At 32.4% G+C, this 26,103-nt stretch carries 23 protein-coding genes; 8 read left to right on the plus strand and 15 right to left on the minus strand.

Going from position 1 to position 26,103, the window contains the following annotated elements:
- Nucleotides 1–23: 23 nt before the first annotated feature.
- Complete coding sequence (locus BUE10_RS01470; RefSeq protein WP_073481494.1) at nt 24–2,744, plus strand: S8 family serine peptidase; 2,721 nt, start codon at nt 24–26, stop codon at nt 2,742–2,744.
- Nucleotides 2,745–3,027: 283 nt separating this feature from the next.
- Here the strand turns inward: BUE10_RS01470 and BUE10_RS01475 are convergent, their stop codons facing one another.
- Entirely contained in the window at nt 3,028–3,588 is a 561-nt protein-coding gene (locus tag BUE10_RS01475; RefSeq protein ID WP_073481497.1) for a hypothetical protein, read from the minus strand.
- A 283-nt stretch (nt 3,589–3,871) separates the two neighbouring features.
- Between BUE10_RS01475 and BUE10_RS01480 the strand changes: the two genes are divergently transcribed.
- Nucleotides 3,872–4,276: a helix-turn-helix domain-containing protein gene (locus tag BUE10_RS01480; RefSeq protein WP_073481500.1), complete on the plus strand. Its 405-nt coding sequence runs from the start codon at nt 3,872–3,874 to the stop codon at nt 4,274–4,276.
- Nucleotides 4,277–4,408: 132 nt separating this feature from the next.
- Here BUE10_RS01480 and BUE10_RS23975 read toward each other — a convergent pair whose 3' ends face one another.
- Nucleotides 4,409–4,582, minus strand: a complete 174-nt coding sequence (locus BUE10_RS23975; protein WP_159439049.1) for a hypothetical protein — start codon at nt 4,580–4,582, stop codon at nt 4,409–4,411.
- Nucleotides 4,583–4,790: 208 nt separating this feature from the next.
- On the opposite strand from BUE10_RS23975, the gene BUE10_RS01485 reads away from it, so the two are divergent.
- Nucleotides 4,791–5,180, plus strand: a complete 390-nt coding sequence (locus BUE10_RS01485; protein ID WP_073481503.1) for a hypothetical protein — start codon at nt 4,791–4,793, stop codon at nt 5,178–5,180.
- Nucleotides 5,181–5,298: 118 nt separating this feature from the next.
- Here the strand turns inward: BUE10_RS01485 and BUE10_RS01490 are convergent, their stop codons facing one another.
- The 3 genes from BUE10_RS01490 to BUE10_RS01500 all read right to left on the minus strand — a co-directional run bounded on the left by BUE10_RS01490 (nt 5,299) and on the right by BUE10_RS01500 (nt 7,412).
- A complete protein-coding gene (locus BUE10_RS01490) occupies nt 5,299–5,901 on the minus strand; it encodes a hypothetical protein (protein WP_073481507.1) in 603 nt (200 codons plus the stop codon).
- 45 nt (nt 5,902–5,946) lie between these two features.
- The gene (locus tag BUE10_RS01495) at nt 5,947–6,621 is read right to left on the minus strand and encodes a hypothetical protein (RefSeq protein ID WP_073481509.1); all 675 of its coding nucleotides are present in this window, start codon (nt 6,619–6,621) and stop codon (nt 5,947–5,949) included.
- Nucleotides 6,622–6,770: 149 nt separating this feature from the next.
- Nucleotides 6,771–7,412 carry an MltR family transcriptional regulator gene (locus BUE10_RS01500; RefSeq protein WP_159439050.1) on the minus strand — a complete coding sequence of 214 codons (642 nt, stop codon included), beginning with the start codon at nt 7,410–7,412 and terminating at the stop codon, nt 6,771–6,773.
- A gap of 530 nt (nt 7,413–7,942) precedes the next feature.
- Here BUE10_RS01500 and BUE10_RS01505 point away from each other — a divergent pair.
- Entirely contained in the window at nt 7,943–8,215 is a 273-nt protein-coding gene (locus BUE10_RS01505; protein WP_073481514.1) for a hypothetical protein, read from the plus strand.
- Between the two features lie 54 nt (nt 8,216–8,269).
- Here BUE10_RS01505 and BUE10_RS01510 read toward each other — a convergent pair whose 3' ends face one another.
- The 3 genes from BUE10_RS01510 to BUE10_RS01520 form a co-directional block, all read right to left on the minus strand.
- Complete coding sequence (locus BUE10_RS01510; protein ID WP_073481517.1) at nt 8,270–8,968, minus strand: DUF1826 domain-containing protein; 699 nt, start codon at nt 8,966–8,968, stop codon at nt 8,270–8,272.
- A gap of 102 nt (nt 8,969–9,070) precedes the next feature.
- Nucleotides 9,071–9,598, minus strand: coding sequence for a GNAT family N-acetyltransferase (locus tag BUE10_RS01515; protein WP_073481520.1), 528 nt, complete (start codon nt 9,596–9,598; stop codon nt 9,071–9,073).
- A 74-nt stretch (nt 9,599–9,672) separates the two neighbouring features.
- Nucleotides 9,673–12,051, minus strand: coding sequence for a TonB-dependent receptor (locus tag BUE10_RS01520; protein ID WP_073481522.1), 2,379 nt, complete (start codon nt 12,049–12,051; stop codon nt 9,673–9,675).
- Between the two features lie 59 nt (nt 12,052–12,110).
- On the opposite strand from BUE10_RS01520, the gene BUE10_RS01525 reads away from it, so the two are divergent.
- Both BUE10_RS01525 and BUE10_RS01530 read left to right on the plus strand, forming a co-directional pair.
- Nucleotides 12,111–13,826 carry a histidine kinase gene (locus BUE10_RS01525; RefSeq protein WP_073481525.1) on the plus strand — a complete coding sequence of 572 codons (1,716 nt, stop codon included), beginning with the start codon at nt 12,111–12,113 and terminating at the stop codon, nt 13,824–13,826.
- Nucleotides 13,823–14,518 carry a LytR/AlgR family response regulator transcription factor gene (locus BUE10_RS01530; RefSeq protein WP_073481528.1) on the plus strand — a complete coding sequence of 232 codons (696 nt, stop codon included), beginning with the start codon at nt 13,823–13,825 and terminating at the stop codon, nt 14,516–14,518. The genes BUE10_RS01525 and BUE10_RS01530 overlap by 4 nt, the downstream gene beginning before the upstream one ends.
- Nucleotides 14,519–14,893: 375 nt before the next feature.
- Here BUE10_RS01530 and BUE10_RS01535 read toward each other — a convergent pair whose 3' ends face one another.
- From BUE10_RS01535 to BUE10_RS01550, 4 genes are all read right to left on the minus strand, one after another.
- Complete coding sequence (locus tag BUE10_RS01535; RefSeq protein WP_073481531.1) at nt 14,894–15,823, minus strand: HNH endonuclease family protein; 930 nt, start codon at nt 15,821–15,823, stop codon at nt 14,894–14,896.
- Entirely contained in the window at nt 15,823–17,559 is a 1,737-nt protein-coding gene (locus BUE10_RS01540; protein WP_073481534.1) for an AAA family ATPase, read from the minus strand. The genes BUE10_RS01535 and BUE10_RS01540 overlap by 1 nt, the downstream gene beginning before the upstream one ends.
- A 290-nt stretch (nt 17,560–17,849) precedes the next feature.
- Entirely contained in the window at nt 17,850–20,057 is a 2,208-nt protein-coding gene (locus BUE10_RS01545) for a hypothetical protein (RefSeq protein ID WP_073481536.1), read from the minus strand.
- Nucleotides 20,058–20,081: 24 nt separating this feature from the next.
- The gene (locus BUE10_RS01550) at nt 20,082–20,483 is read right to left on the minus strand and encodes an aegerolysin family protein (RefSeq protein ID WP_073482989.1); all 402 of its coding nucleotides are present in this window, start codon (nt 20,481–20,483) and stop codon (nt 20,082–20,084) included.
- 640 nt (nt 20,484–21,123) lie between these two features.
- On the opposite strand from BUE10_RS01550, the gene BUE10_RS01555 reads away from it, so the two are divergent.
- On the plus strand, nt 21,124–21,849 hold the full coding sequence (locus BUE10_RS01555; protein ID WP_073481539.1) for a carbonic anhydrase family protein: 726 nt from the start codon (nt 21,124–21,126) through the stop codon (nt 21,847–21,849).
- Nucleotides 21,850–22,180: 331 nt separating this feature from the next.
- Here the strand turns inward: BUE10_RS01555 and BUE10_RS01560 are convergent, their stop codons facing one another.
- Nucleotides 22,181–23,203 carry an LLM class flavin-dependent oxidoreductase gene (locus BUE10_RS01560; protein WP_073481542.1) on the minus strand — a complete coding sequence of 341 codons (1,023 nt, stop codon included), beginning with the start codon at nt 23,201–23,203 and terminating at the stop codon, nt 22,181–22,183.
- A 101-nt stretch (nt 23,204–23,304) separates the two neighbouring features.
- A complete protein-coding gene (locus BUE10_RS01565; RefSeq protein ID WP_073481545.1) occupies nt 23,305–23,919 on the minus strand; it encodes a pyridoxamine 5'-phosphate oxidase family protein in 615 nt (204 codons plus the stop codon).
- 560 nt (nt 23,920–24,479) lie between these two features.
- Here BUE10_RS01565 and ilvN point away from each other — a divergent pair.
- A complete protein-coding gene (ilvN, locus tag BUE10_RS01570; protein ID WP_073481548.1) occupies nt 24,480–24,977 on the plus strand; it encodes an acetolactate synthase small subunit in 498 nt (165 codons plus the stop codon).
- Here ilvN and BUE10_RS01575 read toward each other — a convergent pair whose 3' ends face one another.
- A complete protein-coding gene (locus tag BUE10_RS01575; RefSeq protein WP_143055969.1) occupies nt 24,978–26,036 on the minus strand; it encodes a pepsin/retropepsin-like aspartic protease family protein in 1,059 nt (352 codons plus the stop codon).
- Between the last annotated feature and the right edge of the window lie 67 nt (nt 26,037–26,103).

Raw genomic sequence — 26,103 nt, forward strand, 5'->3', positions numbered from 1 at the left:
AATTGCCCTAACATTTACTGTAAATGAAGAAACCAATTACTTTTCTCCTTTTTATGATAACGACAATCAGTCTCTCACAAAGCTCTGATAAATGGAAACAATACATAAAAAAAGAAAACGAAAGAAAATTTGAGAAATATTATTTAACGTCTTTAGAAAATGCACATCACAACAACTACAAGATTGTAAAAAAGCTAGACAATACTTTTTGCATTGTTGAAAATAAAAGTGAAAGCGCAGGACTTAAAAAATCTTCACAAAAAATTTTCCCGGTTAATAATTTATGGAAATTACCATCCAATTTTTCAAATCATAAAGAAGACAAACAGTATATAATAGCAGCTGATTCTCTCAAAGCATTAATTCGTAACTTGAAATCAATGAACATTTCTGACATCGAAATACTAAGTAACCATCTTGTAATGATAAAAAGTGATTCAAAAAAAATCATGAATGAGGTTATAGCTTTGAGCAGTGTATCTTCTGTTTCGCAAGAATCGCTGCTGCCAAAAGCTGAATCTAAAATAATAGATCAAAATTTTAGTATCAATTATATCAATAAAGCCCATGCTGATTTTCCTCTTTTAAAAGGCGAAAATCAAACTGCAGTAATCAAAGATGATTTTTTTGATGTAAATGATATTGATCTTTTAAATAAGCATATTACTTCTACAACACAATCTAATATTGTATCGAACCATGCAACGGCTATGGCGACTATTGTCTGCGGATTAGGAAATAGTTCTGCATTAGGAAAAGGCGTCGCCCAAAAGGCTAAGATACTATCATCTGATTTTTTGAATATTTATCCTGATGAAATAGCAACTTTACAAGGTGCTGCCACAGAAAATCATTCCTACGGTACAGAAATTGAAAATTTTTATGGTTCGCTTGCTAATGCTTATGACGCTCAATTATTTTTAAATCCAGATTTGACCCATTGCTTCTCCTCTGGAAATACTGGTCTTCAAGGTTATAAATCTATTACCGGTAATTTCAAGCAGTCCAAAAATAGTATCGTATTGGGCTGTATTGATCAAAACGAAATAATTATGCCTTTTTCTTCAAAAGGCCCGGCTTATGACGGCCGAATAAAACCAGAATTAGTCGCGTTCAGCACACAGGGAACTTCAAATTCGACGGCATTGGCTACAGGAATTATTACGCTCATGAAAGAACATTATAAAAACATAAACAATATGCCCCTGAATAATGCCACAACAAAAGCAATTTTAATTAATAGTGCTAAAGATTTAGGCAGCCCAGGCCCCGATTTTACTTATGGTTATGGTAATATTAATACTTATAAATGCCTAAAAACCATCAGCGAAAATAGAATTATATCCGGCACTTTGACATCTGGACAGACAAATGCCCACACCATTAATGTTCCCGAAAATGCAAAAAACTTAAAAATTACCTTAGTATGGAATGATCTGCCTGCCGAAATCAACAGTAATATAAGTTTGGTTAACGATCTAGACCTTGAAGTTATTACGGCTGACAATACTGCTTTTTTACCCTGGATCCTTAATCCTGATGTTCCTGAGCAGCAAGCGCTCAGAGGAAAAGACAAACTTAATACTATAGAACAGGTTACTATTGAAAACCCCATATCGGGATCTTATACGATCAATATTAGCGGTGCATACATTTCGAATACTTCTCAGCAATACAGCATTGCTTACGAATATGAATTGAAAAATCAATTTGAATGGAATTACCCCATTGCAAATGATAATTTCCCTTATGATGGTAAAACAATTTCACCTTTCAAATGGGATTCTTCTTTTTCTGGTATTTCCGGGCAATTGTCTATTAGTTATAATAATGGTCAGACTTGGGAAATTATCGCAAATGGAATCAATCTCGATTCTGAACAATTTCTCTATACTCCTTCTGAACAAAAATTTTCAAAGGCAAAATTAAAAATGACCATCGGTACTAGTGATTATATCTCTGACAGCTTTACGATTTCTTATGATTTAAATATCAATACCAGCTTAGTTTGTGACGGCACAACAGAAATTAATTGGGAAAAACCTGCCAATGTTGCTGCTTTTAATATTTATCAGCTCACAGGAGATTATTTAGAATTTAAAGAGCAAACAACCAACACTAATTATACCTATACAGATGGAAAAATTTACACTGTTACTCCCGTATTTGACAATAGCGAAGGAATAAAAAGTGAGTCAACTTTGCAGTATGCCTCAAACTCAAATTGTTATTTTGAGCTGGCCCTGGCAGAAATTTATCAAGAGGACAAAGTAAAAATTGATGCCAGCCTTTTTAGCTTGTACAATATCAAAAGAATTGAGCTGGTAAAAATAACCAACAATGCCGAAGATGTCATTAATTCCATAAATAACATCGATTCAAAAACATTCTCTTTTGTCGACAGCGCGCCCACAAAAGGCAGTAATAGATATAAAATAAATATAATTTTAGAAAACAATACTATAATAAGTTCTTCAATTCTTGATACTAATTATTTAGGCGATGATTTGTTTTTTATCCATCCTACTTTATTAAATAAAAACGAAGAATTATTTATTGAAGCCAAAAAAGAGGAAAACGCTGTTTTTTATTTGTACAATATCAGCGGACAAAATACCATTACTTCGCCCCTAATTTCTAAAATCAATAACATTAATCTAAAAAATATTGCTTCAGGAATTTATATTTACAAAATAATTACAAGTTCGGGCGGAATACAAACAGGGAAAATTGCGGTTTTTTAAACTGTTTTTTTAATTCCGAAAAATAAATTAAAAGAGATTGTCCCAAAAATCAGAACCGACCCTTTTTATTTTACATATTTCTTTGTTCCGTAGGAACATCTCGTTGGTAGAAAAATTATATTGTTATCATCGTTTACGTTCCGTAGGAACGTTTGATTTCGACATTGTTTTCAATCTGGTATATCAAACGTTCCTACAGAAAGTAAATGTGTCCGGCCTCTATTTTTTCTACCGATGAAACATTCCTAATGGAATGAAACTGGAAGTTTTTATAAGGGATATTTTATTCCGCTACAACATCAATCTGGTTTGCTTTTTTTATTTTCTTAACGCCTCTTTCTCTTATTAGTTCTGCTGCATCGAGCATTTTGATTAAATGAATATACGGCGTCGTCACGTCAGATTCTGGATCTCCGAAATGGGGAGACAAGGAATGCTCCAGAATTTGAACTAGAAAAAATCCAAATTCTTCAAGAGTTATTTCATCAAATGCTTTTTGAAATACCATAAAAGGATTCTCGTATTCTTCCTTCGTTAGGGAAGAAAAATGAAAAACCTTTTCAGAGCGTAAAAACTCGGTAACTTTCCATTTTTTGTTTTTCTTTTTTAAACAGTAACACACTTTAATAAAAAAGCTGAAAGTGGTATACAAAACAAAAACATCACTAGGATTGTCTTGTTTGTGGACTTTTCTTTTATAGCTGTACATTACCGTTTCACTTAAATTTTGCTTATAATAATCAAGATCGGCAAAGTCAAAAAAGGCTTGAACTGCCTTAAATGGATTTCCTGTCTCAAACCCTGCCCAAAATCCGGTTTCGAAGGATATTTTATTCTTTTTCATTGTAAGAAGGTTTAAAATTTATGTACGAAATTATTTTCATTTTAAAGAATAATCTATTCGAAGTGCGTATATAATACCCATTGTATATTCAATATTGTCCAATTGTATTGTGCTATTTCATATTCATAATTTTATACCAGAAAACATTGGGGTAAAATAGAAATAGAACTGGTATAATATCTGACAAAATAGATGTATTATGGGATATTTTTTTATCTTTGAAACTCAGGATTTTTAATCCAAATGGCTTTATCTTTGGGCTTTTAGAAAATTAATATTCATTATGGAACAGAAAATACATCAGGGAAGAAACGTAAAACGCTTCAGAGAAATGCTTAACATAAAGCAGGAAGCTTTAGCTTATGATTTGGGTGAAGACTGGAACCAAAAGAAAATTTCTTTACTGGAACAGAAAGATGTAATTGAAGATAATCTGCTGAAACAAATCTCTGCAGTATTAAATATTCCTGTTGAAGCTTTTCAGAATTTTGATGAAGAACAAGCAGTGAATTTAATTTCGTGTAATTTCTCAGATAATGCAATGTTCAATAATAAAATCGAGGTTTTTAACAACAATCCTATTGAGGAAATCAAAAAACTTCACGAAGAGAAAATTGTTTTGTTTGAAAGAATGTTGAAGGAGAAAGATGAAATGATGCTGAGACTTGAAAAGCTGATTAATAAATAATTATTTATAAAGATATATTAAAACAAAAAGAGACTTTCGAGTCTCTTTTTGTTTTTGGAAGTATTATGAGTGCAAAGTCAGGAGACATTCGCACAACTTCCATAAAAACTTTTTAGAGAGCGGGATAATTGATTATAAATTAGAAGTATTGCTTTCTATGCTTGAAAGATCATTTTTAATATCATTAAGCTTATAATTTACACTACCATAATCATAATCACCACCAATTTTCTCATTTAGGTCAGTAAGTTTGCTACTGATTTCAACTAGTAAATCAATCATTGTTTGTGCTTGGTCTTCATTCATCTTTGAAAGTTTTTAGTGATAATCAAAAGTAAGAAATAAATTTATAAATTGCAGTGGAAAACTAAAAACCTATCATTTAACAGCTACTACAAATTATTTGGGCAATTGACTTAATGAAAAGATGTTTTGGCATTTAGGAGATTGCAAATGCGAGAATACAACTTAATTTAGTCCCAACCTGCTTTAGTATTAAAATTTATTATCAATTATGGAATATCAAAACGTAACATCTAAAATTTCAAAACCATCAGGAATTAATGAAGCAATATTCAATCTTGACTTTGATGCAAAAGATACAAATGGATTAGTTTTAGTGGAAAGAATAATTTCAAATAAATATTATGTGTCTAAATATGAATTATGGCAAAACATTGAAGAAGGATGGAAAAGCATTGCACTTTATATACCAACAAAAGTAATTAAAGAATTTTTAGAAATTTTCAATGTAATACTTGAAGAAGAAGGAGAAGAATTAATTGACACAAACAATATTCCAGCAGAAATAAATTATAGTACTGATGATAACAGTTTTAATGTATTATTAATTTCTAGAAGAGACGATCATTACAGAATGGAATTTGCTACGAAGGATGAGTAAAGAAACTGACTATAACATTACGACGTGCCTTAAAAGATTTGAAAAGAAAATCTTGTTTTTTAATTATATTGAAAATTGGAATTCATATAAACTTATTCAAATAATTTATATTAACGAATCATAAATATTCATTATTCTTTGCATATTCAACTAATGTTTCAAGTTTAACAAAACTTTCTTTTGCCAATCGATTCATCTCTTTAGTCTCTTGTTGAACTAGATTCCGGTTTTCATTTAAATTATCTTTGTTTGGAACTAAATAATTATCTCTTCCATATAGATTGACCGAACTATATTCATGAAATTCATTTAATTTATCAGTGAAATTATTTATCAAAATTTGAAGTTTTTTATCAGTTACTTTATTTTTTATTAGTCGCGCTTTATAAATAAAGCTGATACTCTTACTGATTGCCTCCTTTTTAAATCCATACCAAGAATTTTGTTCATATATATCATCGTGAAAACTATCTAAGTCTAATTCTTTTAATAATTTCTGAATTATTTTTTTATCACTTTTTTTGGGAACAAAAACATTTAATTCCTTTTTAAGACTTCTCAATTCATATAATAAAATAGAAATTAGTAAAAGCAATGAAACTATGATTGAATATTGCCAATTCTTAAAAATATCCGGAAGTGAAAAATAAGAAGTCAAGTATGTGAGAATTATTGGTATGATAAAGATACTTAAATACCATTTTTCGAATATTTTTTTCACTCTCCACAAATTTTGTTTCTTATATACAAATATATCCTTATCATCTTACAAATTCAATTTAGCATCTATTGATTTTGAAATACTATATAGAATACCAGGCTTTTCATCATAGTCATCATAATAATCTAAATGTATTTTAATCTTTGACTTGTAATGATATTTGAGGCTTTGAAGTAAATATTTTTTATCATCAGCATTCACCTTATCTGCAACTACATCGCTAACAAAATCGTCGATATATTCAAGTAATAATCGAAATTTTTCAAGATGATATACATCTTCTAATAATTCTTCTTCATTTTCTGTTTTTTCTTTTTTATAAAGTTCTAGAAATTTAGACAATCCATCACCTCCTTTATAAATCTTTTCACTTTTAGTAAAAGTCCCAACCTCAATAAATTCAAAGTCATTAATATCAGCCCTTACCACCTCTAACTTACCATTCAAATAATTAACTATTTTTTTCTGTCTATCGTCATTTTTTTGATCATTCAACTGGTCTTGAATAATTTTATTTGCTTTGATTTGTTCTAATAATGCATAGTACACCAAAATAGCTCCTACAAATCCAACAATTGGAGAAGTTATTCCTCCTATTGTATCTCCAATATTACCAGTTTCTGAAAAATCGATTAAACCAAATTTTCTAGTCATTAAATATGGAAAAACCAATACTAGTAAAGCGCCTGAAATTAAAACTGCTAAAGCATTCTTTTTCATAATTTAGAGATTTATTCATTAAAAAAATTAAATAATTAGGGATTTTTCAGCTGCAATACCCAATCGCGTGGATTTGTAATCCGTGCTCGTAAAGTATATCTTAAAAGATTTTAAAAAAGAAAACCCAGTTTTTATTAATATAGGACTATTTATTCTTTAGATTCTTTCCTAGAATTTTCGAAAAAATCAGATAACTCTTTTCTAAATTCCTCACTTCCTTTCTTAACGGCTTCAATATTTCCGTCTTTTTTTTCTTCGAATTTATTACCAGTATAAGAAAGTGCTATTAATGATCCTGTTATAAAAGCTACAGATGTTATAAATTTTGCTTTGTTGTCCCTTTTTAGATCTACCGTAAGTTTAAGGTTGTTACAAAGTGCGCATATTTTAGGATTCTCAAAATCAATAATTGATGGAGAATGACCAAATTCATTTCTAATCTTTCTTATTATTTGCAAATCATGTACGTAAGATTTCGAAATTAATCCAATGGAATATGATAATAATATTCTGCTAGAGAAGGTCCCGAGAGGGCCATTAAAGTCGAACAATGCTTGTAATTGTTTATTTGTTCCAACCAGCTTAGATCTCATTGCTTCTTCAAGTAAAAAATCTATATGTGAAGCCGCTAATAACGCACAACCGCGCGCAGATTCCTTGGTTAATTCACTTCTGAAAACTACCCAATCTAAAGTACTTTTTTGAACTTCTTCAGGTAATCCTGGATGCATCATTTTCTTAGCTATTCTCTTTTGAGTATTGATAATTTTTTCTTCAATTTCTTTATCCATGTACTGCGTTTTTTTGATATAGTACATAACGTTTCCTGTACTACAGCGGGTTAGGGACTAAATTAAACCTATTCTTCGGATTTGCCAAATCATTCCAAATACGGAACCAACTTTTCATTAAACCTATTTCTATAAATCTTATTTCTTTTTGCTTTGTGGCGATTTATTTTACCAAACATATAAAACCCCTTTTATTTCTTTTACGGATTTCCATAATTGCATATTTTAAATGGCAAATTAGTTTTTTAATAAAAAAATACATCCCGTATAAATACCTGTTTTTAAACACCCCGACTCGATCGCGCGGATTTGTAATCCGTGCCCGCAAAGTATTTCTTAAACAATTAAAAAATGGAAATCCAGTTTTATTAATATTAGGAACGGGCACGGAAAGAATTTCCGCACTATCATTCTGTATATATCCGAGCGATTGGGAATATTTTCATTAAAAAAACATTTCAATTACGGTAAACCATAATTATCAAACACTTAATAGTTATATTTTTGAAACTAACTTTAAATAATTTTATATGGGAACAACAGTTGGGTTAATTTTAATATCTTATGATGTCAGCGACAAAAACAAAGAAGTAAAAGATGCTTTAATAGCTTTAGGTTATAAAGAGTCTTGGAAAAACGCAGGCAATGAAAAAATTTACCATTTACCTAATACAACTTTATGGCATCAATCAAAGTCGTCAAAACAAGGACTAGTAGATATGCAGTCAGTTTGCACAAATTTAAAAGTTAAATTAGAAAAAGCGATTTCTGTCAAAGCAACTGAATTTGTTTGGTTTAATTAAGCCACTCTTCGGAGTGGTTTTTATAATAAAAAATATTTATAAGCAACAATTCCCTTAACAAATCAGCAACAACCTAAATTCACCTTCATTTTCTATTGGCGCTCTATGAATACATGGCAGCACTTGTTGTTTTGGATGATCTACAGCCAGTCGCCAAAGATGTCCTAAACCTAAATTAATAGGTTCTGCATCCTGATGCAGCTGATAATGCAAATCAAAATAATTTTCCTTCAAAAAATTATCGAATTCTTCAGCTGGTCCATCATACAATTCTTTTAGCTTTGCTCGGATTTCTGGAATTAGAGTTTTTTGTTCTGTCTGCGAATTAGAAACAATATCACTTGCCGCTCCGTGATAGGTACATAAAAAAGTATCTGTTGCAATGGGCGAACGATCAACATGAAACGAATACACATCTGTCGAAATGAAATCAAATTCATCATCACGTTCGTAACATTTCAGTAAATTAAGCGAAGGCGAAGCTCCAAAATCAGTTAATAATTGTAAATCATTTAAAATTATTTCTCTTGCTATATTTCCCTTTTCTGAGAGTTGGAGCGCGATTAGATCTTCGGGATAAACTTCGGTTATATTTTCTTTTAAAGATAACTTGGATACAATTTCCTTAAAATCGCCATCTAAATTTCTGTGCCAGCATAACGCATTCATTTCTTCCTTGAAATCGGTATTTATAAGATCCGAAAAAGTAGATACGATGCCAATTTGGCTGCTGTCAGAAAATGTATTGCTCATAATATAATATTAAGAGATTAGTTGCTTCTCTAAAAAAAAATATAAAATGATCCAACCATTCTTTCAGCTGGATCATAAATAAAAAAAATGCGGGTTCAAAAATTATTTGACCTCTCTCTCCATTACAACCATACCTTTAAATTCGTCTTTTATAAAAAGATACGACAAATCCATTTCGGCTGTTACTGTAAAATTTTGCTTTTCATAAAACTTAAATGCATCTGAACACTTCATTGCTTTGAGCCAGATTGTCTTTTTATTTTCATTAGCAGCAAGTTGTGAGACCATTTTAAGAGTAGCTTTTCCTAAACCTTTCCCGGCAGCTTCTTTTAGAAAATACAACCGCTCGATTTCTAAAGCATCAGTATCTTTTTTTCCGTCTGCAGATATATTATTATTAATTTTTAATACACCTATAGGTAATTCGTGATCGTAAATGAGATAGAACTGACTGTGTGGCACATTCATTTCTGAGGTTATTTTTTCTTTTGTAAAGCTGGCGTTCATATAATTTTCACCATTATCTGTCCATAAATACGTATAATGTTCTTTATAGGACTGCTTATATACCTCCAAAATCTGCGGAATATCATCTTCTGAACAAATTTTGTAGACGGGTTCTTTTATCATCTGCTAAATATTTTCAATCTTAATTTTTAATAGAAACGCAAATGTAAGCATATAATAAATAAACAATACCCGTATTAATTACGATTAGCACTACTCGCCTGTCTGATTGCTTTAGGATCTGTTAAATTAAAACGATAAACAAAACTAAGTCTGTAGCGGGCTGCATTTGGGATACTATTTTCGGTAATATAATAATCTGTACCGGTTGTTGTGCTTTTATTTTGGCGTAAGTCAAAAGCATTAGATACATCAAATACAATGGTAGCTTTGTCTTTTAATAAAATTTTACTTAAACCAAAATCAAGCGATTGCAATGCATCATTTCTTGTTTGCGCATTTTGCTGTGCACCTCGAAAATTATAACGCCCCTGAAAACTGAATTTTGACGGCAGTTTAACCTGAGTGCTTAAACGTCCGGTAAAAGTTTTTCCGCTATAATCAAGGTTTTCTTCCTGATAACTTCCTTTTTGAGTGAAATGATAAAAATTCATTTCTAAATTGACCTGAAGCCATTTTAACGGATTATATAAGGTCGAAAGTTCTATCCCGCTTCGTATTTCATGCTGAATATTAATGGGCGTTGTAAAAAATATATCATTTTCACGATACGTAAAATCCTGAATGTAACCACTTTCCCATTGATAATAAACGGAAGGATTGAGCGTAAGCTTTTTCCATGCTTTAAGGAAACCCAATTCAAACACATCAGAATAAGAAGGATTTAGATCTGGATTACCAATATATTGCGCATTCAAATCGGTCAGTTCGTTAAAAGGATACAAAGCATATAAGGGCGGGCGGTTAATTCGCTTGCTGTAATTTAACTGCAAAGTAGATCCTTCAAACTTGTAGCTTAAATTAACGGTAGGAAATAATCTGTTGTATTTTTTGTCATCGTTATAGGTATTTTTAATATCTGTAATAGAAATTTTAGTGAATTCTGTACGAAGGCCAAGCATATAGTTAAATCTTCTAAATTTGTTGCTGTATTGTGCATAAGCACTAGAAATGGTTTCGGTATAATTTAGATCATTGTCAATATTTTGATAAATCGTCCAAATATTCTCCTCTTGCTGCTCTGCCAAAAACTGACTGGAAACTTTACGAATTTCTGTCTTCACACCCATTTCAAATACAGAAACTGAATCAATTGGCTGAACAAAATCACTCTGCATAAGCAAATCTTTACTGCTTCCTACTGAATTGGTTCTAATACCTGGATAAGCCAGCGTTTCTGGATAAATACGCTGTGTTGAAAGATCCCATTTTTTATCACTGTTCCACCAATCATACTGGACATCAATAGTCCATTTTTTTGAGGGCTTTTTAAAAGTCTGCGTATAATTAAACTCGAATTGGTTGTAATCCCTTTTTTCAAGTGATTTTCCTTCTCTTGTTAAAAGACTGTCTTGTGTATGGTTTGCATTGCTGTAATCATATAATAAACGGGTTTTATCATCATCCTTTGTGGCATTTTTTAAGAAAGCTGCGGTAATGGTGCGATGTTCATCAATATAATAATCAGCTCCCAGATAAATCAATTTTCCATCGTCATGGCGATCTTCGTTCTGTACGTGATTAAGATAATTTGGAGAACCGTTATTCATAGTCGACTGATTGGTAGTATATAATCCAACATAATCCGAAGAACGTATACCAAAATTGGAAAAGATATTGATTTTATCTGATTTAAAATTAATACTTGGATTAAGTCGGCTGTCATTTGGTGATCCGGCAACTAATCGAACCTGACCGCTAAAACCGCTCTTTTTGTTTTTCTTTAATATTATATTGATAATTCCTGCCGAACCTGAAGCGTCATATCGCGACGAAGGATTGGTTATTACCTCTACACGTTCAATTTGGTCGGCTGCAATTTGATCGAGTGAATTGCTTTGCGTTAAACCAGACTGACGTCCGTTAATCAAAACCAAAACACTGCTGTTACCACGAAGACTTATTCCTCCCGTTGGACTAACTGTTACCGAAGGAACTCCGTTTAAAACATCGTGTGCAGAGCCATTCTGCGAAAGCACATCTTTGCCCACTTCAAAAACTTTTTTATCCAGCTTTAAACTAACGCTGGATTTTTGTCCGGTCACCACTTCAACAGCATTTAATTGTACAGCATCGGTATTTAAAAGAATAGTTCCCAATTCTGTTTTTGGTTTTCCCGAAATGATTTCCAATGTCTGGATATAATTTTGATATCCTATATAACTAAAAGAAATGGTCATTTTACCAATTGGCAGTTCTTCGAAATTAAACACACCTTGGTCGTCTGTTACGCTAACTGCTACAGTTTTTGAGGTATTATCTTGTATGGTAACTGTCACATACGGAATTGATTCCTTTGTTATATTGTCCTGAACTTTACCGGAAACAGCTGCTTTTTGTGCAAAGCTAAGCATCGGAATAAATAAAATTAAAATACTGGCTATTAAGATTTTCATATTTATTGGTTTTGATGATACAAGATTACTTTATAAAATAAAATCTTACCTTTTAAAACATGCAAACGGCTCTAAGAGCTTTTGAAATGCATTTCTGTATTCGATATTTATTTTATCTTTATCTCATGTATCGACCGCCCTTTTTTATCGTTTTATTACTGCTATTGTTTTCATCCTGTAAACAATATACCGAGTATGTGAAATCGGATGTAACGTATTATGTTGATGATGAAAATCGTCCTCATGATTATTTGGGCAAATCCGACAACTCCGTTTTTAAAGTTCCAATAGAAATCGAAATCCTTAAACGTGAAAATAAATTGACCCCGTTAGGTTTACAGGTAACTGCTTTTGGTTCTTTTGATGTTTATTGGGATGGCGTTTTTGTGGGAAGTAACGGTAAAATGGCAAAATCAGGCCAGCCTGAAATTCCAGGAACTGAAATGACTTATTATCAAATACCAGAAAAATTAGCTAACACAGGCAAACACATTGTCACGGTAATTGGAACACAATCTAAAATTCGGGATGCAAATCGCAGCATCGCCTTAAAATTGGAGAGCTTTTTAAGACTTCATCGTGCACCGCTTGTTGTTATGTCTTTTATGAACCTTATGGCGGGAGCTTTTCTTATTGCTTTTATTTATTATTTTTTTCTCTACATAAACAGTACCCGCAAAGAAGCAACCGTTTTACTTTTTGGGATAATCTGTCTGCTCTTTTTCTGTCTGCTTATTATAGAATACGTGAAATTTTATATCGATATTCCGTATACCAACTTTTATACCCGATTACAAATTGTTGGTTTGCTCACATTTATAATTTCAATACTGGTTCCCTGGTATTTTATGCTTCAGTTTGGTTTTAAAAGAAAGCGGTTGTTTTTATTTCTTCTGATTGTAAGTCTTCTCACTATTTATATTGTCTATTATGGTCATTATGATATGACAGCCATTTATTTTAGTTATGCAATGTGTGCTGTCTCCTTAATTATTGCCATCGATGCGGCATTCCGAAAAATTAAAGGCGGCTTAATAGTAGTGATTGGTTTATTGGCAAGTGTAATTGTAAACAGATATATATTTTATGATTTTGGATTGTTTATCGCATTTACGATTATTGTCCTTTCTATGCTTTATCTGCATACTATTCGGGCAAAAGCTCTCGAAGAAGCTCATAATGCATCGTTATTGCTTTCATCGAGATTGCAGTTAGAACTCATTAAAAAAAATATTCAGCCGCATTTTCTTCGTAATACACTGACTTCATTAATAGACTGGGTAGAAGAATCTCCGCAACAAGGCGTTGTATTTATTCGTGCGCTGGCAGATGAATTTGATATTATGAATTCTATTGCCGAAGATACCTTAATTCCTATTCAGCAGGAAATCGAATTATGCCGAAAACATTTAGAAGTAATGTCTTTTCGAAAAGAAGTATGTTATAACTGGGAAGAAAAAAATATTGATGCTAATGAAAAAATCCCGCCTGCGGTTATTCATACCATTATAGAAAACGGAATCACACATAGTTTACCTCCAAAACAAGGCTGTATTACTTTCTGTTTAAGTTTTACCAGAGAAAAAAAATACAAACAATATACATTGTTAACCGTGGCAAAAAACCGAAACAGAAAGAAAGAAAACAGCAACGGAACAGGTTTTAAATACATCAAAGCCAGATTAAATGAAAGTTATGGCAGTAATTGGGAATTTGACTCTTTTGCTGTAGAAGACGGATGGTGTTCAACAATTAAAATTTTTGATAAAAAATGAAAATTCTAATTATTGAAGACGAAGCCCGAATTGCCAAACGAATTGAAAGAATGACCCGTGATTTTTTTGATAAAGAGGTACAGATTTTACTTAGTGATTCTGTTGAAAATGGATTAAACACTATTGAAAAACAATCCATTGATTTACTGCTTCTTGATTTGAATTTGAATGGCGAGGACGGATTTGAAGTGCTGCAGACGGTTGTTGCAAAATCTTTTCAAACCATTATTATTTCTGCTTATACAGATAAAGCGATTATGGCATTTAATTATGGCGTTTTGGATTTTGTTCCTAAGCCATTTGATGAAAACAGACTTGCTCAGGCCTTTACACGTTTTACAACACCAGAAAAAACAAATGGTCAGGATATTCAGTTTTTAGCCGTAAAAAAAGGAAAAACTATTAAACTCATCACTATTAAAGATATAATGTACATAAAAGGCGCTGGAATTTATACTGAATTACATCTAGTAAATGGCCGTGTAGAATTACATGATAAGTCTCTGGAATCATTAGAAAAACTCCTCCCAACAGATTTCGAACGAATTCATAAATCCTATATTCTTTGCTGGCAGGAAGCCGATAAACTGATTGTAGAGGCCGGCGGAAAATATAATATGTTACTTAAAAATGGTGAGTTATTACCTGTAGGCCGTTCAAAATACAAAGAAATCAGGCATAAATTGATTTAGTTTTTGATGAAGTCTCTTCACTTTCCAGCCTTTTTTAGATTTTAACATCTCTATACAATAAAGAGACTTAAAAACCATATATAGATGCTATTATATGCATAAATATAACTTCCTGATATTGTCAATTATACAAATATCAATTTAACGGGATTTAAAATTGTAGCAGAAATCAGGAATAGATCAGTATTGTTGCTCCAGATGTTATTTTAAAAGATATATAAATATACCCAATTCTTTTTCATAGATATCTTTCAAAAATTGAAATACAAGACGATTTTTATTGGATGCAAATAAATTTACAATTTGGACATAATAAACATATCTGAAGTCGGAAGGCTTCGAATAGCTGGATTATGAAGAAATGATTTGATTATCTCAAACAACTTCTTTTTTAAATATTTTAAAAACTTGGATTGCTATTGGCTTAGCGAATTCATTATCAAGATATGGTACTAAATGATTTTCAAAATTTTGAATGGAGGCAATTAGAAAATTCCTAAGAAGAGTATGCGGCAAAGTAATATCTGATGCATCTCTTTCAAATCCTTCGTAAACTGCCAATAATGCCTCGCCTACACTATCATTGTCTAAATATCCTCGAGCATTGAGATCAAAAATTAACTGAATCTGCTTTTTCATAGGATAGTATACAGAAGATAGTCTGTTTTCCCGTAGATCATTTCGGTTAAGATTACATATTTCAATAGTTCGACTCCCCCTGTCCAATCTATCAATTCCTTTTATTGTAACACCATTTTTATCATCACTTATAGAAAATGCGAAAAATGATTCCATAGAACTGTCAATTTCCGGATGCAATAGATATGCTTGCTCATCCAGAAGCGGATTCATATTCGCGTTGCAAGCCTCAACATCAAGCTTAGAAAGCTTAAATAAGGGAGCCTTTACCCTTTTTGCAGTAGCAATTATAGGGAATTTGCTACCTTTCCCTCCTTCTGTATTACAGTATCGGCAGGAAGGTACTAAATTAGACCATGTATAGCACAACCAATAATAACCTGAATGTCCTGCATCTTCTGTTACGCCTTTTTTTGGACGATAATGCTCTATTTCCGCTTTACAGGTCTGCTCACAATATGCACATTTACCCTTATAATACTTATTAAGAAAATCCCTAACTCTAGATTGTGTTTTATTCTGTGCATCCTTATATGTACCCTTATAGATAGTATCTAAGATTTCTACTTCACTGGATTTAACGGCAATGTTTTCAATATCCTCTAAAGCCTTAGCTGAAATTAGTGATGGAGGTATATCCGTAAGGTCTTTAATTACATACCTCATTACTCAAACTTTTTATTTATCAATCCTAAAATCTTTTCGCTTGCTTGTTTATCAAGATAGTACTCTATACGCTCTGCTTGTTCATCATTTTTTTTGAGTTCGGCATAAGTTTCCTCTACCCTAAGAAATTTGTCACTTTCTTTATTTTCAGGGAATATGTTCTGGAACCCAAAAATAGGCGATGTAAGTAATGAATTAGGAAGCAAAGTTGGAAAATCAATTTCCTCATCTAATCTTTCAACAGTTACTCCTGTCTTTCTTGACCTATTAACCCTCAATATTATTGAAGTTGATTCAGCAGCCAGCAATGGTATTGGGCTATGAGTGCTAACTATAAATTGTATTTGAGGAAAAACTTTGGATAAAGTTATCGGAAGTTCACGTTGTAACAAGGGATGCAAATGATTCTCAATTTCATCGATAAGTACGATTCCAAAAAAATCTTTTGCATCTAAATTAAAGTGAATCTTTCGGAATCTTAAATAAATATCTATCACTATATTAATAATACTTCGGAAGCCCGCAGCAAGTTTACTAAGCGGCTGTGGTTCTAACTCATCTCCATTACTTAAGGTTTCAACAAACAGCACTTCTCTATCCCTTATTTTTATTTTTGAAACGCGATTATCTGTAACAGCCTTTATTAGGTCTTCAAGTTCACCATACATTTTTGTATTGGAATACTTGGAAGCAAAAAGTTCATAATTTATGTTTTTTAATAATGTATCGCTCTCAAAAAGACTTCCTACATTATTACTTCCTCTACTTTCCATATTCTCGGATGAAATCGACTGCACATTTAACCGTGAAGGGCCATAACCAACAACATAATCCTGTAAATAGGCTAATTCAGGTTCAACACCCTTTGTTCGAACCAGAAAAGCTTTTTCATTTTTAAAATTAATTTCCAAACTAATTCTACTCTTACTATCGAGATACTTCTCCAGGTTTGGGTCGTTGCTCAACCCTAAGGCTATTGATTGAAGCAATGTTGTTTTACCGTATCCATTTTCACCTGTTATAAATATCCATCTTGCATCAGGTCTTAGATCGGCAACCCCTGTACCTTTAATTCCTTGAAAATTTTCAATATTTAATCCTAAAATAGAACAAGGCATTTTTTTTTCTATCAGAAATCTTTTCTGTTCTTCATATATCTTATTTTTTATACTATCACGTTCTTTAAAAACTCTGGATATCATTATGTCGAAATCTTTGGCAGTGATAAAGCCAAATCTAGAGACAAATTCTTCGTACTCAATAAGAGGCATATCAGATAAATATTTATCGATCCATTGCTTATCGCTTAAAAGAAATTCCCCTAACTCTTCTCTCCATTGTTGCCAATTTGACGACAACGTTTTAATCCATATCTTACCCGATTTTCCTAAAACATACTTTTTACTGGAGAACTCATTAATTGTGCTGACTAAATTTGCAAAATAATCATATTTAACCTCTGAATCTTTTGCCACAATTATTACTCTACAGCCTACTCTTTCATTAATTTCAAAATAAATATTAGGGGTTTTATTACTTGAATCACCTCCTGCCCAAAAAGAGATGCATATATAACTATCATTTCCTGGAAACCAATATCCGTTTTTAAATCGTTCATCCCTTACGCTTCTCATATAAAAATAGGGATTGACTTCATTATTTTCTACACGATTACGCTCACTCCATTCATTTAACAAAACGAAAGCTTCTTCATGTATCCTTTCAATATTTTTCATAGAGATATTTTTTATATTAAGGATGATCGTAAAAGTATTATTCAACTTTACAAACGCTTATTTCACTATGCCAAATGTATAGAAATTAATTAAAAAAAACATTGATAATTCATTTATAGTACTATAGAACTTTAAAATTAATGATATACTTTGTATTGTAAATTTCATTAATTTTAATAACTCAAAACAAAAAGTGGACGTTTCTATACCATTTAGTTTTGTATATACAGTTCAACTTATCTTATCTTAATTACATTAAACCAAAGCATTTGATTATTTAATACTATTTACTAACCAAAAATATTAAGATTATCATCTACAAGTCCTATATATTGCCTTTTAATAGCACTAATGCTATAACTTTCTTTTGGTCTCCAGTTTGGATCCCAATTACTGCTGCTAAAACTGTAAACGTTTAAATCCTTCATGGCTTTAATGGCATTAGCAATATGGTTATCAATGTTTTGAATAGACGCAACATTAGTACTAATACTTTGTCCTTTCCATGATGAATCCGTAATATTTTTAGCAGCTTCAAACGGAATAGGATAAAATACTACATCTCCTTTTTTTAATACACTATTGACTTTATCTACTTCCAGTTTAGCCGCTGTTGATGGGTTTCTTGAAAACATTGCACCTTCATTATTAATTTGATTAAAGATCATTTGGGAGGGGCCAAAAGCGTAAATATCTCCTGCTGGTGTTATAAAAGGAACTACTTTTAAAAAGGAACTAAATGCAGTGTAATCATCAGGTAAAAAAGAACAACTGCCTGTCTCATGCCAAACCCTTGTAAACCCATCGACATGATCAGCTTTTTTAATTGTATCCTTAATAGATTTTTCACTAGATTTTTTACCAGATTCTTTATACAGCACTCCTAATCCTAACTCTGCACTACGCAAAAATTTAATATCATTCCATACTGTATAAATTTTCTGAGCATCAGCACCTAAACGATTATATACAGTTTGTATAACATCATGATCATCAAATCTTTCTCTGACATATGCGGCTTGCGTACTGAATGTACGTGCTAGCTGTGCAAAATCAGCCATTTGAAAATCTTCATTTGAAATCCCAGTGGCCTCGAGCATATAATATGTTTTTGCTAAAGTAAGAAAATCCTGTATCATGCACTGCTTTTTAATGATCTCTCGTGTAGAGTTTAAATCGTCTATTTCATTTAAATAACCGGTAGCCATCCACGGAAACAAATCTGACCAGTTAGCAATCCAGACACCAAGCACGGTAAAATGATTATTACTTGCCGCTTGTGGCATTTCAGCAGCGCTGTTTTCCAATTGCTCAGTTTTTTCAAAAACAGTGTTAGACTGAATATCAACTGCCAGCACATCTAAATCATTCATAGCAATTCCATGCTGAAGCTCCTGAACATTTTCATCGTTTACACGTTCTCTTGAGCGTCTTAAAAATTCATCCAATGTTAAGTCTGGTTCTGTTTCTCTTGCTTTATCATAAGCAGCTGCTTTAGCAAATGCTTCCAAACTATCTAAATCTTTTATTTCATTTATTTTATCCGTAAGTTTTGGGTCTTTTTTAGGTGTTGCAAAAGCTGGTACTGTTGGAGGTGCTTTAACGTCTCCCAGTTTAGGTGCTTCTTTTAATAAATTGATTGAGCTAATTTCACTAAAAGCTTTACCTTGTACTTCCTTATTCCATGTAGTAACTTGCTCCCTCACACACCCTCCTATATACCATGTTTCAGTCTCTACACTAACGCCTGATTCTCTGTTTGTATTACTTCCATCATAGGCCGCTTCTATCGTTATAGCCTTACCAAGCCCTGCGTATGTAAAATTACCTTTACTGCCATATTTCCAACTGTTTTCTGTTGATTTATTATTCATAGTCAGAGAAACCGTTCCAATCCCTCCCCACACAGTTCCTATAACAATTCCATCTCCATTTTCTCTAAAAAAACGCTGAACGGAACTTACCCATTCTCCAACCAGCTTAACAATTTCAGAAGCTTCATCCGCATCTTTTAGAATAGTTAAAAGATCAGCCGTTCCAATTGCTGCCATTACTCTATTGTACTTTTCCAGTGAATCTATTGCCTTATCCCTTGGTCCTTTCTTCAAAGAATTAATTAAATCCTCTACTTTTAATTCGTCAAAATTTATGAACTCAACACCAGATATCATTTGTACATTAAAATTAACCTTTACTTTCTTGGTAAGCTCAGCAATTGAATTGCCTGTATGTGCTGACAATCCTGAATTAATCCTTGCCAATCCTGAAAGTCCGTATGAACCGGAAACTCCTGCAAAACCCTGGTTTAAAGAATCATTATAAACATACGAACTGACTCCCGTCATACTTAGTTGTACATCTTTATCTGTAATCATACTTGTAATATTCCCTTTTATTACTGATGTTTGAAAACGTCCCGTAGCACCTCTTATAACACTTCCAATCCTCACCGCATAAAAAGGATTGTTTACGCCATTTTCACTTTTAGTATTTCCCATAATATTATTTTGTATTACGTTTATTTATTGCTTGATTGCTATAATGGTAACCTCTCCTATAGCTCCGGATCTTCTACCTCCTGTCATTGAGGTATAATAAATTTCCTTACTAGCATCTGGCCACCAATTAAAACTATTCCTTTTACTCCCCCATGGACAATTCCAATCAAATATACCCACTCTTACATCTCCGTGATACAGATCAATACTGCCTTTTGTACCTGTAGGAGAATCTTTTCTGCCAGATGAAAAAATCCAGACATTTTTACCAGACTTTATTGTTGTGCCATTTATTTGAGATGGTTTAATCTCTTCATCTTTACTAGCTGCTGTATGAAACTTACCCGGATCTAATTTTGTATTTCTTACAGTTAAGGTCATATTTTCTGATACAATTTTAATTGCGATCCATTGTTCGTATGCCATAATATCTCTAAATTTTAGTTTCCTACTTCTTGGCCTTTCGGATATTGCCACGTTTTTTAGAGTGGGGTCTGCTCCACTGTATCAGATTATAATTTGAAATACTTTTTCTTAAAAAAGTAAAAAATTAATATTAAATGTAATTAAAATTAAAAAAATCAACAATTAAATTGTCATAAATGAGTTTTTTTCGGGTATGACTAATCAATTTAGTGCTATAAGCACATAAATTCCCAAAATGAATATCATCACTCACTTTGTTAATTGTTTAGAAATGGATAGTTAGTGTCTTTCAGATCAAAAAAAGGCAAAAAAAGCCTCTAATTAAAGAGGCTTTTTTTGTTTTTTATTTAATCGTTTATAAATTACATTATTTCTTAAATAGATATCCATGAAACTACATTTGAAAGTAAAAAGTATTCTACATCAATAAAGCGCTTTCATGACAAAAAAAAGTCATTTTGCAACGTTTTTTCTTATAATTTTATATGAGTTTTTAATTTTAAATCAGATTTCTCGAAACTCTCTGCCGAATACAATCTAATTGAAAATATATGCTCCATTGTAAAAGCCTTTTTAGAGATTACAGCTGTCTCACAGAAAACAATTCACCCAATTAATTTAACTTTCAATCAGAACAAAAATGAAAACAAAAATCCTTGCAATCTGCGGAAGCGCAGTATTATTAATACTTATTTCCTGTAATGGTTCAGGAAAAGACTGTCCGGAAACCCCGGTTTTAAGAGAACGAATTATAACTGCAAAAGAGCAAGCTGCATTAACACCAGATGCTGTTATTAAAAGTCTTAAAGAAGGCAACGAACTATTTGTTTCTAACAATGTTACAGCCAGAGATCATTCTGCAATGGTAAGAAATGCTGTTCAGGGTCAATTTCCAAAAGCGGTAATTCTTTCCTGCCTTGACAGCAGAATACCTGTAGAAGATGTTTTTAACAAAGGCATCGGCGATCTTTTTGTAGGTCGTGTAGCGGGTAATTTTGCCAACACCGACTTATTGGGAAGTATGGAATTTGGCTGTAAAATTATGGGGGCAAAAGTGGTTCTTGTTTTGGGACACGAATCGTGTGGTGCCATAACATCTGCTATCAATAATAATGTAACATTAGGTAATCTTCCTGCAATGCTTGCAAATATAAGACCTGCAGTAATAAATTCACAGGACTTTTCTGGAGACAAAACTTCAGCAAATAAAGATTTTGTGGCCTATGTTTCAAAAAATAACGTACTCAATACTATAAAAGTCATTAGAGAAAAAAGTCCAGCCTTGAAAAAAATGGAAGATGAAGGTCAAATTAAAATAGTGGGAGCCTATTATAATATGCACACCGGCAGGGTAGATTTTTTATAAAGGAAATCATTGATGTCCAAAATCTTTGATATTATAAACAAAGAGACTGTCTCAAAAGTCGAGACAGCCCCTTTGTTATTTTACATGTTTCCTTGTTCTGTAGGAACATTTCATTGGTAGAAAATTATATTGTTATAATGGTTTACGTTCCGTAGGAACGCAAATGTAGCCGATCTTTATTTTTTTTCTACCTACGAAACATTCCTATGGAATGATAAGTCGGATATCAAAAAGTGACCAATTAAGTCAATAAAAACAAACAAAACAATTTATAGTTAAAGAGCTGTCTCGATTTTTGAGACAGCCTCTTCAATATTTGTTTAAAAAAAAATTAACGCCAGCCTAGTTCTGGAGCAATATATTTTAGAATAGAAGATAATATATGTACATTATAGTCAACGCCCAAAGTATTTGGTATCGTTAGCAGCACTGTATCTGCTTCCTGAATAGCTTCATCCTGAGCAAGCTCTGCGATGAGTTTTTCCGGCTCGGCAGCATAACTTTTTCCGAAAATTGCACGTTTGTCACTTTCTATATAACCAAAACTATCCGCTGCTTTTCCCTGATTCCCAAAGTAAATTTTATCCTGATCATTGACCAGCGCAAAAATGGAACGGCTTACCGAAACTCTTGGTTCGCGATCATGTCCTGCTTTTTTCCAGGCTTCTTTATATATCCTGATTTGTTCTGCTTGCTGGATATGGAAAGGTTTCCCGTTTTCGTCAAATTTCAGCGTTGAACTTTGAAGGTGCATTCCGTTTTCTGCCGCCCAAATAGCAGTAGCATTCGAGGCAGCTCCCCACCAAATTCGATCGCGTAATCCTTCAGAATGCGGTTCCAGACGCAATAATCCCGGCGGATTTGGAAACATCGGATATGGATTTGGCTCAGCAAATCCTACACCGTCTAACCTCTCTAAAAATTCCAACGCTTTTTTGCGTCCCATATCAGCATCTGTTTCCCCTTCTAAAGGTTCATAACCAAAAGAGCGCCAGCCGTCAATAACTTGTTCCGGCGATCCCCTGCTGATTCCTAATTGTAAACGTCCTTCTGAAATTAAGTCTGCGGCACCGGCATCTTCAACCATATACAAAGGGTTTTCATATCGCATATCGATAACACCTGTGCCTATCTCTATTTTACTTGTTTTGGCACCAATGGCCGAAAGCAAAGGAAAAGGAGATGCGAGCTGTTGTGCGAAATGATGTACTCGAAAATAAGCTCCATCTATGCCTATTTCTTCTGCAGCAACGGCTAAATCAATAGATTGAAGAAGTGTATCGCTTGCTGTACGTGCTTTATATGATGGATGATTGGCCCAATGCCCAAACGATAAAAATCCTATTTTTTTCATAGATAGCATTGTTATTATTTATAATTCCAAATATACGCATCATTTATAATCTTTGCATTAGAAAGACTTTATCATTTACTGCAGTTTTTTATAATTAAGCTTTATTTTTTGGATAATTCCAATTCAAGTTCTTTTACCCTATTTTCCAAATCAGAAATATATTTTTTCTGCGGTAATAATGCCTGTTCAATTTCTTCAGTTGTATAACGCGGGGTAATATGCTGCGGACAGTTCCAGTCGTAAGCCTGAATTTCAAAAATCATCATTCGCTCCGGGCGGAACTTATAATCTGCTGGTTTTATAAGGTCATATAACGCTGCGTTCTCTTCTAAGTCAACAATTTTCGCATTTGCATAAAGTTTTAATCGCGCTCTTTGCGGATACGAAACCATAATTAAAGCTACTTTTTCATTCTTAGAAATATTACCTGTAGAAATATATTGTCGGTTACCAGAAAAATCAACAATTCCAATTGTTTTATTATCGATTACTTTAATAAATCCGGCTGGTCCGCCGCGGTGCTGAATGTATGGATATTCATTTTCTCCAAAACTGGCCATATAAAAACTATCTCTGTCACCTATAAAGTTAACTTCGTTTTCTGTCAATCCGTCAACAACCGACATTTTTTCCATACGGTCATAAGCACTTCTGCTTCCCGCTTCTTCCTGCATTTTTTTAATAGTATCTGTAAAAGCTAATTGTCCGTAATTCATAATAGAAAATTTAAATTGTTCTTAATCTTTTCTGTAGTTAATTACAAAGTTCTACTATTAGATAGTAATATGAAATGGATAATTTTTACATTATGATGGATAATTATTATAGATGCAGAAAATAAAAAGGTTCGCTATTGCCAGCTAACCAAATCATCTTTTTTACTTCATTCAAAACCGATTATTAAATTGAAAAAAACTTTTTGTAGTCTTATAAAAATCAATACATTTGTCGCTCATCCATAACAGAAAATGAAAAACTTAATTAACATCACTATTATTAGCAGCATTATTATCATTCGATAATGATCAGGGATGTTATATAAATAAGTACACAGATACGATTTAAAACCTCCCAATTAGGGAGGTTTTTTTATTTAAAATATACATGAAAAATTCAATACAAATTATTATTAGCGCAATTATCATTATTCGTCTACCGTGACGAGGCAGGATTCTATTGCATAATAAAAGCCTTTCTCTGTCAAACGAGAAAGGCTTTTTTATTTCTAAAAAACGCTATTTACAAATAATTCAAATCATTAATTACAGCTTTCAAAATGAAACAAGAATATACTTTAACCGCCTATACAGAAGATCAAATGGGATTACTCAATAAAATAACCGTTATACTTTCCCGACGAAAAATTAGCTTGGAAAGCCTCAATATTTCTACTTGCGAAATCGACAAAATGTACCGATGCACTCTCGTTATCAATGATACTTTTGAAATCGTTAGAAACATAGCACTTCAAATCGAAAAAATTATCGAGGTTTATAAATGTTACTTCAGCACAAACGACGAAATCGTATGGAAACAAATGGCATTATTTAAAGTAATGACTTCGAGCATCATGAACGAGGAAATGAATCATTTATTTAGAAAATATAACACCCAATTTATAACTATCGAAAAAGATTTTACGGTTTTTGAAGCAACTGGACATGAAAACGAAATCAATAATCTGGCCGCCGAATTAAAGCACTTTGAATTAATCGAATTTATAAAAAGTGGTAGAATTGCTGTTACTTTAAATAGTGAAGCTTTTGAGATATAATTATTTTAATTCCATTTGAAGTGTTTCACCATTCATCTTTCCATTTAAAATCAACCGATTATTTGATCGTATCAATTTACCTTTAAAATTATCTAATTTGTGCGAAGGATATCGCCAGCGAATAGTAATTGAATCGTTTTTTTCGTTTAGAAAGTATGTTCCAATATATCTGTATCTCCAATCATTAAAGTCAAAAGCTATTTCATCGTCGAGATCCATATAAACTGTTGTCAGTATGCTGTCTTTAGGGCTCTTTGCTTTTAGGGCAATGTTATCTATTTTTAAATTCTGAACCTGATATTTTCCGGTTAATTGCGGATGTTTATTTGGATAATCATAAATGAAATAGAAAAATATGGGCCAGACAAATAGAGATATTCGGTATATATTTTTATAATGATTGGATATATTTAAACTTTTAGTGCCTTCTAAAGGTTTAAATATAAAATTGATTAATTTTTTTGAATCCTGAGATAAAAAGTAAAACACGCCCAGCAATAATATTATACCATGCATCAACGGACCTGCCGGCATTTGATAAAAAATATCCAGACAGTTTATGAAAACTAACATAGGTACTAACAGAATCAATCCGAAAAGTCTTGTTCTTGAAAAGAGTAAAAGTACTGCACTTAAGATTTGTAATAAGGCAATGAAAACAGTAAAAGGATAGGAATATTTGAAAAATGACCATAGTAGGGTTTCACCCGATAAACTACTAAATGGCGTATCTAATATACCTAGCGGCACTATCATTTGAAGTCCTTCAATTTTATGAAAACCAAACATAATCATATCTAACGAAAAGGCGTAAATAATGCGATGTTCAAGTCTTGTTTTTAATTCGATGCCATTTATAGATTTTTGCTTTTCCATAGAATGCCACACAAAAGGCAAAATCAAAGATGCAATTAAAAAAAGAATCGTAGCGGTAATTAAAAAAGGCGGCGGAATCCAGGGAGAAAAATACTTAATAGATAATCGTAAAAAGATTGCACCGACAACTAAGCCAAAGCATAAACCTAACCAAATTTTGTTTTTTAAAGATGTTGAATACATAATGTTGCTGTTTAAATTCTCAGCAAAAAAACATTTTATCAGAACTTAAGTCGTCCTGATGTACCCA

This window comes from Flavobacterium sp. CF108 (genome assembly GCF_900129795.1).
Lineage (GTDB): Bacteria > Bacteroidota > Bacteroidia > Flavobacteriales > Flavobacteriaceae > Flavobacterium.

Bases quoted from the DNA above. Each gene is read 5' to 3' on its own strand.
- BUE10_RS01480 (WP_073481500.1), top strand. From the start codon at position 3,872: ATGGAACAGAAAATACATCAGGGAAGAAACGTAAAACGCTTCAGAGAA.
- BUE10_RS01520 (WP_073481522.1), bottom strand. From the start codon at position 12,051: ATGAAAATCTTAATAGCCAGTATTTTAATTTTATTTATTCCGATGCTT.
- BUE10_RS01565 (WP_073481545.1), bottom strand. From the start codon at position 23,919: ATGAATTACGGACAATTAGCTTTTACAGATACTATTAAAAAAATGCAG.
- BUE10_RS01475 (WP_073481497.1), bottom strand. From the start codon at position 3,588: ATGAAAAAGAATAAAATATCCTTCGAAACCGGATTTTGGGCAGGGTTT.
- BUE10_RS01560 (WP_073481542.1), bottom strand. From the start codon at position 23,203: ATGAAAAAAATAGGATTTTTATCGTTTGGGCATTGGGCCAATCATCCA.
- BUE10_RS01525 (WP_073481525.1), top strand. From the start codon at position 12,111: ATGCAAACGGCTCTAAGAGCTTTTGAAATGCATTTCTGTATTCGATAT.
- BUE10_RS01510 (WP_073481517.1), bottom strand. From the start codon at position 8,968: ATGAGCAATACATTTTCTGACAGCAGCCAAATTGGCATCGTATCTACT.
- BUE10_RS01535 (WP_073481531.1), bottom strand. From the start codon at position 15,823: ATGAGGTATGTAATTAAAGACCTTACGGATATACCTCCATCACTAATT.
- BUE10_RS01555 (WP_073481539.1), top strand. From the start codon at position 21,124: ATGAAAACAAAAATCCTTGCAATCTGCGGAAGCGCAGTATTATTAATA.
- BUE10_RS01545 (WP_073481536.1), bottom strand. From the start codon at position 20,057: ATGGGAAATACTAAAAGTGAAAATGGCGTAAACAATCCTTTTTATGCG.
- BUE10_RS01515 (WP_073481520.1), bottom strand. From the start codon at position 9,598: ATGATAAAAGAACCCGTCTACAAAATTTGTTCAGAAGATGATATTCCG.
- BUE10_RS01575 (WP_143055969.1), bottom strand. From the start codon at position 26,036: ATGTATTCAACATCTTTAAAAAACAAAATTTGGTTAGGTTTATGCTTT.
- ilvN (WP_073481548.1), top strand. From the start codon at position 24,480: ATGAAACAAGAATATACTTTAACCGCCTATACAGAAGATCAAATGGGA.
- BUE10_RS01470 (WP_073481494.1), top strand. From the start codon at position 24: ATGAAGAAACCAATTACTTTTCTCCTTTTTATGATAACGACAATCAGT.
- BUE10_RS01495 (WP_073481509.1), bottom strand. From the start codon at position 6,621: ATGAAAAAGAATGCTTTAGCAGTTTTAATTTCAGGCGCTTTACTAGTA.
- BUE10_RS23975 (WP_159439049.1), bottom strand. From the start codon at position 4,582: ATGAATGAAGACCAAGCACAAACAATGATTGATTTACTAGTTGAAATC.
- BUE10_RS01530 (WP_073481528.1), top strand. From the start codon at position 13,823: ATGAAAATTCTAATTATTGAAGACGAAGCCCGAATTGCCAAACGAATT.
- BUE10_RS01550 (WP_073482989.1), bottom strand. From the start codon at position 20,483: ATGGCATACGAACAATGGATCGCAATTAAAATTGTATCAGAAAATATG.
- BUE10_RS01500 (WP_159439050.1), bottom strand. From the start codon at position 7,412: ATGGATAAAGAAATTGAAGAAAAAATTATCAATACTCAAAAGAGAATA.
- BUE10_RS01540 (WP_073481534.1), bottom strand. From the start codon at position 17,559: ATGAAAAATATTGAAAGGATACATGAAGAAGCTTTCGTTTTGTTAAAT.
- BUE10_RS01505 (WP_073481514.1), top strand. From the start codon at position 7,943: ATGGGAACAACAGTTGGGTTAATTTTAATATCTTATGATGTCAGCGAC.
- BUE10_RS01485 (WP_073481503.1), top strand. From the start codon at position 4,791: ATGGAATATCAAAACGTAACATCTAAAATTTCAAAACCATCAGGAATT.